The 5019-nt window shown below is 55.1% G+C and carries 5 protein-coding genes and 2 pseudogenes; all 7 read left to right on the plus strand.

Going from position 1 to position 5019, the window contains the following annotated elements; genetic code table 11:
- Positions 1-196: 196 nt before the first annotated feature.
- Positions 197-304 (plus strand): annotated as a pseudogene (locus tag ACMGE0_RS33225) (site-specific integrase); the annotation flags it as partial.
- A 106-nt stretch (positions 305-410) separates the two neighbouring features.
- Positions 411-1530, plus strand: a pseudogene (locus ACMGE0_RS33230) (IS110 family RNA-guided transposase).
- A gap of 213 nt (positions 1531-1743) precedes the next feature.
- A complete protein-coding gene (locus ACMGE0_RS33235; RefSeq protein WP_436820120.1) occupies positions 1744-1944 on the plus strand; it encodes a transposase in 201 nt (66 codons plus the stop codon).
- Between the two features lie 18 nt (positions 1945-1962).
- Entirely contained in the window at positions 1963-2862 is a 900-nt protein-coding gene (locus ACMGE0_RS33240) for a class I SAM-dependent methyltransferase (RefSeq protein WP_436820116.1), read from the plus strand.
- 9 nt (positions 2863-2871) lie between these two features.
- Positions 2872-3258, plus strand: a complete 387-nt coding sequence (locus ACMGE0_RS33245; protein WP_436820117.1) for a hypothetical protein — start codon at positions 2872-2874, stop codon at positions 3256-3258.
- A 50-nt stretch (positions 3259-3308) separates the two neighbouring features.
- Positions 3309-4070, plus strand: coding sequence for a hypothetical protein (locus ACMGE0_RS33250; RefSeq protein WP_436820118.1), 762 nt, complete (start codon positions 3309-3311; stop codon positions 4068-4070).
- 33 nt (positions 4071-4103) lie between these two features.
- Positions 4104-4856: a class I SAM-dependent methyltransferase gene (locus tag ACMGE0_RS33255; protein ID WP_436820119.1), complete on the plus strand. Its 753-nt coding sequence runs from the start codon at positions 4104-4106 to the stop codon at positions 4854-4856.
- Positions 4857-5019: the final 163 nt, after the last annotated feature.

The following is a 5019-nucleotide window of genomic DNA, read 5'->3' on the forward strand; positions in this document are numbered from 1 at the left end:
TCTGGACCGCAACAAGCCAAATCATCCTCGAAAAGGTCGAGCGCTTATGCAAAGCTATTTGCGGGACAGAACACTAGGTCAGGGTGACAAAAGGGATTGAACTATGCCGCTACCGCGGCGAATGGGGCTGACTTTGATCGAGCCTCCTGACTGATTGGATGGTGGTGTTGCAATCTCCTTCAGACAGGAGGTCCAGATGGCTGAGCTTAGCCCTCTTCGCCCCCGGATGATCGAGGACATCACGGTCCGCAATCTATCTCCGGCAACCCAACGATCCTACATCAACGTCGTTCAGAAGTTCAGCGTAAGACCGTATGTCCGTCTTCGCGCGTGAGGTGGCTCGCCCTACACTGGTCTTCCGAGGGTTGCTCGGACAGGCCGAGCCGATCCTCATCACAGGAGGACGAGCCTTGGCAGATTATAGAGAAGCTTTTGTTGGAATCGACGTCGCCAAATTAAAGAATGCGATTGCTGTCGCTGAATCCGGCCGGGAGGGAGAGGTTCGCTTTTGGGGGGGTGAGGTTGACGCGTCTGATACCAGCATGCGCCGCATCATCCAGCGGATAGCAGCAAAGTTTGATCGCGTTCATTTCTGCTACGAGGCGGGTCCGACTGGATACGGCCTGCATCGGCTGATCCGATCACTTGGCCATGAATGTGTGGTCGTCTCGCCTTCCTTGATTCCCAGAAAACCAGGCGACAGAGTCAAGACCAACCATCGAGATGCACTCGCGCTCGCCCGGCTATTGAGGGCCGGCGAGCTCACAGCGGCGTGGGTTCGCGACGAGGGCCAGGTGGCGATGCGAGACCTCGTTCGCGCCCGGTCTTCTGCAGTCGAGACGTTGCGGGTTCACCGACGCCAGATCAGCGCCTTCATGCTCAAGCATAGCCGCATCTATCCACGCAAGAAGGGCTGGACGATGCGATATTTGCGCTGGCTGCAGGAGCAACAGTTCGATCATCCGGCGCATCAAATCGCCTTGCAGGAGATGGCCGAGGCAGTGCGCGTCTCGAAAGAGCGGGTGGAACGATTGGAGAAGGTCATCGAGGAATTCGTCCCGAATTGGTCTCTCGCGCCCGTCATTCGAGCTCTACAGACGTTACGAGGGGTCGATTTGATCGTTGCCGTCACCTTCGCAACAGAGGTCGGCGAAGTCAGCCGATTTGAAAGCCCCCCGCCAACTGATGGGATATCTCGGCCTGGTGCCTGGTGAACGATCAACGGGCGAGACAGTCAGACGGGGCTCGATCACCAAGGCAGGCAACGGGCGAGTTCGGCACATGTTGGTCGAGAGCGCCTGGACTTATCGCCATCCGCCGAAGGTCGGCGCGAGGAAGCTGTACCGTCTGGAGCAAGCGCCGCCGAAGGTTCGGGAGATAGCATGGAAGGCTCAGAGCCGGTTGACGGCTCGTTATCGAGTGGTGACCGGACGCGGAAAGCGAACGACGGTGGTTTGTACGGCCATTGCCCGTGAGCTGACCGGCTTCATTTGGGCTGTTGCAAGGGAGGCGCAGGCGGGCAGATCGTAGGCCGCCGCATCGAACTTGCACCCTCGCGCATGGGCGGGGCGGAACAACGGCAGGGGAACACCCGTCAGACGCTTTGTGGCCGGCACTTGACCGACGCCCGTAGTAAGATCGGAACAGCCCCGGACGCACAATCGGGAATGCGGTAGCCAATCCGCGCATCAGGGCTTGATCACCGACGTCCTTCAGTTCCGCCTCCACCCATATGAGCCAGGCGTGACGGTCTGCGCTGTCGCTCGGAGTCACGGATTGACCCCGCAGCAATTGTTCACCTGGCGTCGGCTTACCCGCAAGCCGCTCGAAGTTGTGCCTGATGTCGAGGACGTTCGATGTATGCGCCAGCGGTCCTGGCCGTGCCTACGAAGCCGGTACGCCAGCCAGATTGCTATTGGCTCTCGCTCATGCTTTCTTGGCTGATCTGGTAAGGAGCATGAAATGGAATCAACCTTAGATACAGCCCAAGTAGCGAGCCATTGGGCTAAGACGAAATCCACTTCAAACTGGTGGACCAATCGGCTCGCAAGGAGGATGTACAATTTTCACGTGTGCGGGAAGCTCCTGCCGGACCCTGCGGCCGGCATTCGAGATCTCATTAGGCAGACGGTGACGACGCCACTTCGCAAAGGTATTTCCGTTGGGTGCGGGACCGGTGTCAAAGAAATCGAGCTGATCAAGTCAGGCGTAGTCGATCTCATAGAAGGATATGATCTTGCGCCGGGTCGAATTAAGATAGCTAAGCAAAAAGCTGTTGACGCTGGCGTCGCCGATAAGGCGGTTTTCCATTGCGCGAATGCATTCGACATTCACACCAACCCGACGTTCGACCTTGTTTACTGGGACAATGCGCTCCACCATATGCCCGATGTGAAGGCGGCCGTGCAATGGAGCCATTCAGTCCTAAACGACGGCGGCGTCTTCGCCATGGATGAATACGTAGGCCCCAACCGCTTCCTGATCGAGGATGCTGAGTTGGAATACGTCAACCGAGTCCGCGCTACCGTACCAGATCGACATTTCCTCAAACCAAATGCAAGCGGCGAAAGCTACTCAAAAAAGGTGACGCGTGAATCGCTTGCCAAGACAATCGAGAAGGACCCTTCTGAAGCCGTTGATGCCGGCGCCACCCTGCCAGCTATCAGAGAGATTTTCCCTGACGCGGTGATTAAACCAACTGGTGGGATGATCTTCTTCATCGCTCTCAATGGATTGTACAGCAGCTTTCGCACTGATGAAGATATGCATCTTCTCAGAGTTCTCTTGATGCTTGACCATGAAGCGACGCTCAGCGGGACGCTCCAAACATTATATGGCGCCGCGGTCGCCATCAAGAAATGACGAAGCATCATGGATATCGAGAGCGTTATTCGCAATTTGCGCAATGAGCCCACACCGTCGCGCTACAGGGATGCCGAGATCGCGGCATTGCTTGGATGGACGAAGGACAGTGGCGAGTTCGCTGATCCGAGCGGAGGAAAACGGCTCCGGGCGTTTTGGAGGAATCCTTCTGGTGAACCTGAGAAAGTTCCCCTCTACACATCACATCTCGGCATGGCTCAACGGCTGGCGCTTGACGTAGCCCCGGGCCAAACGAGCGGTTGCAGTTGGGAAGCCGGAACGGCCAGCGCCAAGATCGGCAATGGCCCATACGTCGAGTCAACTACGCCGGCGATTGCCCTGTGCATCGCCGCACTCATACACATCCAGTATCACCAGCCCCACTTGCCACGATAGATTACCTTGTGCTTAACCTACCCGCCCCCGATGGAAAACGGAGAGAATGAATGGCAGCGGTACTAACCGAAGAAGAAGTAAACGCCCAAAACAACATCAAGCTTCGCCCGGAAAAGGTCGCGCTTGCCGTTGACGCGATGCGGAAGCATGACGTGAAGTCATTCGCCGACATCGGAGGTTGCTGGGGCGTCCACGCCGGTTACACACGTGCCGCACTAGAAGCGGTTAAAATCCAAAAAGCCTATGTTATCGATCAGTTTGTCACTGGCGCCTCGAAGAAACTTGGCGCCAGATATAAGCAGCTAGAGTTCAAGACTGCACTCTTTAATCAGCCCGGGTTCATTAAGGACTTTCCTCAGGTTGACGCCCTCATCATGTACGACATTCTGCTCCACCAGGTGAACATCAATTGGGACGAGTTCATCGAGCGATGGGCGCCGAAGGCACGTGTCCTGATCATTTTCAACCAAATGTGGAAGGTCGGAGATAAGACCACTCGCTTTCTTGATAACGGACCGGATTGGTACAAGAAATGGGTATTTTATGGCGATGAAAAACGAATAGACGAGTGGCTGAATACTCTCGACGATATTGATCCTGAGACTGGACGAAAGCGACGTGATCTTCACAGTTTCTGGCAGTGGGGCATTACTACCCACGATCTGATCAAGAAATGCGAAGATCAAGGGTTCCATCTCGATCACTTTCACAACCACGGTCCCTTCCACAATAAAAAGCGTCCCTGGATTCAGGATGAAGCATTTATCTTCGTTCGAAACGAAGAGCATTCTGACTGGCCCAAGCCGGTCTGATCTTTAGCAGCCGCACTTTAGGGGGTATTTGCAGTGCAGCAGCTTGAAACAGACGATCCGGAACAGATCGCCGACTACATAAGCAACTATCTCGGCCATTGCGAGAAATGGTTCGGACCTGCTGTTAACCTCAAAGACAAGCGGGTCCTCATTCTTGGCTCCGGGTGGGGAACTGAGGCCTTGTGGGCTCTCTCCAAGGGAGCCAGCGAAGTCGTCGGCATTGACCCGGAATTACGGGACAGGGAACCGCTTGATATAGCCTTGAAGAACCGCGGCATGGAGGAACTTATGCCGCGAGTTTCCCTTTTGCAGCACACATCCTTCGATGCTCCCGATCTTGGCCAGTTCGATTACGTTCTGTCGAACAACGTCGTGGAACACATCACGGGTTTGTCTGCCACGCTTTATTCGCTTCGGAGATTTATGCCCAAGGATCGAAGAAGTCGTATCGTTATTTTTACCGATCCGCTTTTCTTTTCGTCCTCTGGCGCCCACTTCTATCTCAGGAAATGGGAGCATCTGACGATGGGGTCTGCTCGGCTCAAGACCAGAGTGTCGGAGGTCAAGTGGGACAATTACCGAAACACGCTCAACGGAATGACTATCACCGACATGCTTGGTGCGGTCAGAGAAGCGGGGCTTATCATCCTGGATCTCAAGATCATCGCAGACCGGCACCTGTCGGAGTTTAACAAGATCGCGCCGTTCATACCCTCCGGGATAAAGCCAATGGATTTATGCCTTGAGGGATTATTCTTGAAGCTCTCTTTCCCAGAGAACCTTTAAACCGGAGCAAACAATGGCAAAATGCGACTGTCAATCGGCTCGGAATATTCCACGCCGGAACGTAAGCATCCGGCCAGGGCTGCAGTCTGAGAGCCCGTCCGAGAATAGGGTTGAGTGATCGGGCTGATGATGATTCCAAGAAGGTGTCTGAAGCCTGAATGGA

This window comes from Neorhizobium descurainiae (assembly GCF_051400715.1).
GTDB lineage: Bacteria > Pseudomonadota > Alphaproteobacteria > Rhizobiales > Rhizobiaceae > Neorhizobium.